The organism is Rhodopirellula sp. JB055 (assembly GCF_043100905.1).
Lineage (GTDB): Bacteria > Planctomycetota > Planctomycetia > Pirellulales > Pirellulaceae > Rhodopirellula.
The window spans coordinates 1-2,823 of record NZ_JBICHO010000006.1; the positions used below are offsets into that span (position 1 = coordinate 1).

General features: G+C 56.2%; 3 protein-coding genes. 2 read left to right on the forward strand and 1 reads right to left on the reverse strand.

The window, feature by feature from the left end:
* Together ACF8AM_RS00120 and ACF8AM_RS00125 are read left to right on the forward strand one after the other, a co-directional pair.
* Positions 1 to 230, forward strand: a 230-nt coding sequence (locus tag ACF8AM_RS00120) for a dual specificity protein phosphatase family protein (protein ID WP_392553671.1), incomplete at its 5' end; no start/stop codon positions are given.
* 510 nt (positions 231 to 740) lie between these two features.
* Entirely contained in the window at positions 741 to 1,589 is an 849-nt protein-coding gene (locus ACF8AM_RS00125; protein ID WP_392553672.1) for an SIMPL domain-containing protein, read from the forward strand.
* An 85-nt stretch (positions 1,590 to 1,674) separates the two neighbouring features.
* Here ACF8AM_RS00125 and ACF8AM_RS00130 read toward each other — a convergent pair whose 3' ends face one another.
* On the reverse strand, positions 1,675 to 2,688 hold the full coding sequence (locus ACF8AM_RS00130; protein WP_392553673.1) for a c-type cytochrome: 1,014 nt from the start codon (positions 2,686 to 2,688) through the stop codon (positions 1,675 to 1,677).
* Positions 2,689 to 2,823 lie beyond the last annotated feature (135 nt).

A 2,823-nucleotide genomic window follows, 5' to 3' on the forward strand; every position in this document is an offset into this window, starting at 1 on the left:
CGTTCATCCAACGCCACGTTGAAAACGGTAAAGCGGTCTACATCCACTGCAAGGCCGGCCGAGCTCGCAGTGCTACCATCGCGATCTGCTGGTTGATCGCTCACAAAGGCATGTCGCCCGACGAAGCCCAAGCTTGGCTGCTGGAGAAACGACCGCACATCAACCCGCGTCTGACGCAGTGTCTGGTTGTCCAACAGTTCGCTCGCGAACTTCAAGCCAGTGCCCAATGAGCAACCAGAGCGTCAAGTGTGGCGCTATGTCGGCTCAGTTCTCAACGACGTTTCAACGCACGTAGGCTGGGCACTCTTGCGTCAGACTCCTCCGAGCCCCCAATCACAACCCGAAGCGTAAGTTTTGAAGTTGCGTTTTTCTCACAACCCGACGCGTCAGCGAGGGCCTCACCGGCTCGTTGCGATGGCATGCGGTCCCTCGCTGACGCATCGGGTTATGAAAAACCCAATGCCTCACGCAAAAGCGCAACTTCAAAAAGTGTAAGCGAGGGACTCCCCCAACTCCCTCGACGGCCCCCTCCAGGGCGAAACCCAGACGCCAGCTACCAATCGCGTCATGCTGCTCGACGACATCGAACCAACCACGCAAACATTTGAGGACAAATGTTCTACTCTGCTGTGACTTGATCCAACCAAGCGAAAGAACTCAAGCCATTTCGGAAATGCCTCCCTCGGTCACATCGTAGAATGACAGGCTCCTTCCGTTTTCTCGATTCAATGGAGCCCAACGTGTTCGTTCGCATCGCCTGCCAATCAAGCTTGCTTGCTGCTGTCATCTGTGCCTCCGTGCTGTCGTTCCCAGGTACTGCTTGTGCCGACGGGGTCGACACTCGGTCCAAGTTGACTGTGCAAGCATCGGCTGACTCAAAGGTCGCCCCTGACAGCGTCACCCTTCGTTTCGCGATTGAATCACGGGAGGAAAAGGTCACCGACGCGGCCCGGAAAACCTCCGAACACGTCAAGCGTGTCGTGCAGTTTTTGAAAGACCAGGGAATTGAAACGAAAGACATTCGAACGGAATCGGTTGTGCTATCCCCTATTTACTCGAGAGGGCAAACGGGCCAATACGCCAAGCAGATTCATTCGAACCAGGCAGCGCAAGGACTAGACGACCTTTTTGGTGACCCAACACCACAGCAAGCGGCCCCGTCCAATGTCCGCGATGAACTGCAGCAGAACCAACCCATCGGGTATTCGGCCAGCCGGCAACTGACGATCATGGTCCGAGACATCAAACAATTCGAAACGATCTACACCGGAATCCTGGAACGCGGAGTCAACTCCATCGCTGGAATCCAGTGGATGAACTCCGATCAGATTCAACATCGCCGCGCCGCTCGCATCAAAGCGATCGCCGCCGCGCGAGAGAAAGCCAACGACATGGCAGGAGCCCTCGATGCCAAGGTCGCTCGCGTGATCAGTGTCCAAGAAACATCTCGCAGTTCAGACCCATTCAGCAACAGCATGCAACTGTTTGGTGAAGAGCCGGAAAGCAGTTCCATCGAGGCCGGCTTGATGACGCTCTCTGCATCCGTGCAGGTTGTCTTCGAACTCAGCGACACTGAATTCGAAAACTAGGCACCAAGCACCTAACCAGCCGTTCAACCGTAGCCGGATTCGCCAGAATTCGGATCGAGTGCCGTCCCCCCGCAACGAGCGCCACCTACTTCTCGCCCGGCAATGCCACCTGCGTAGGCCCCTGTAGGTAGCCGATTAAGTCAACCACTTGCTGCTCCGTCATCGGTTGCAGCAATCCGCTAGGCATCGGCGATTGCTCCGTCACGGCCTCTTGCTCGATGTCATCATTGGGCAACACCCAAGTCTGATCAGCAGCGACGATCGTGGTTGTCTGCCGCGTTCGCTGGGTGACCAAACCGACCAGCAACCTGCCATCGGCCGTCACGATTTTCGTTGCTCGGTAATCCGCTCCCACAACGGAATCCGGATCGATGATGTTGTGCAACAGATACCCCAAATCGCTGCGTTGCGATCCAGTCAAATCCGGTCCCACCTTGCCGCCCGTTCCAAACAATTGGTGACAATTCGCGCACGCGGTTTGAAACAGCGCTCGGCCCGCCGACAAATCCGCATGGCTCAATCGTTCAAGCGTCAACGATTGCGACCAACGCTCGATCTCTTGTTTGCGATCATCCGGCGTGTCACGGATTCGCCCCCAAACATTCTCAACTCGCTCGGTCAACTTGTCGTTCTCAAGCGAAAGAATCGTCCGCACATGTGAAGCCGTCAAAATGTCCGTGGGACGCTTCTTCTGTTCAATCGCCGACAACAACACGTCCGCAAAAACGGCGCGGGAACACAGCAACCCCACCACGCCCGAACGGCGTGGGGCTCGAAAACGATTCAGGTTGTCGAGCAACAAACTTCCCACCGCTGGCATCTCAATCGTTGACAACGCGGGAGCCAATTTCGCGTTGACGCGTGGATCCTTGATCAGAGGCATTGCCAACCGAACGAGGTAGGAATCGGGAATGGCATCATCCGCCCCTCTGGTTTCAATCAGCCCTCGAACCGCAGCCAAACGCTCCAGAATATCCGCGTCACCATCGCCGGCGACCGCCGCCATCTCAGCGACGCTTTGACCTTCACCGAACAACGTGTTCAACTTGCGAAGCGTTTCAGTGTGTTTGGTTTGCAAGGCCTCATGATTTGCCAACACCGCTTGGAAATCGCTCCAGTCCTCCGGTCGTTACGCCTTTCGAACTACAACGAATCCGGGGGACACACCTGCTAAGAACGCGTGCGCGCACGAAAAGTTGGCTTTTCGCTACAGATAAAGATAGCCGCGCAGGCG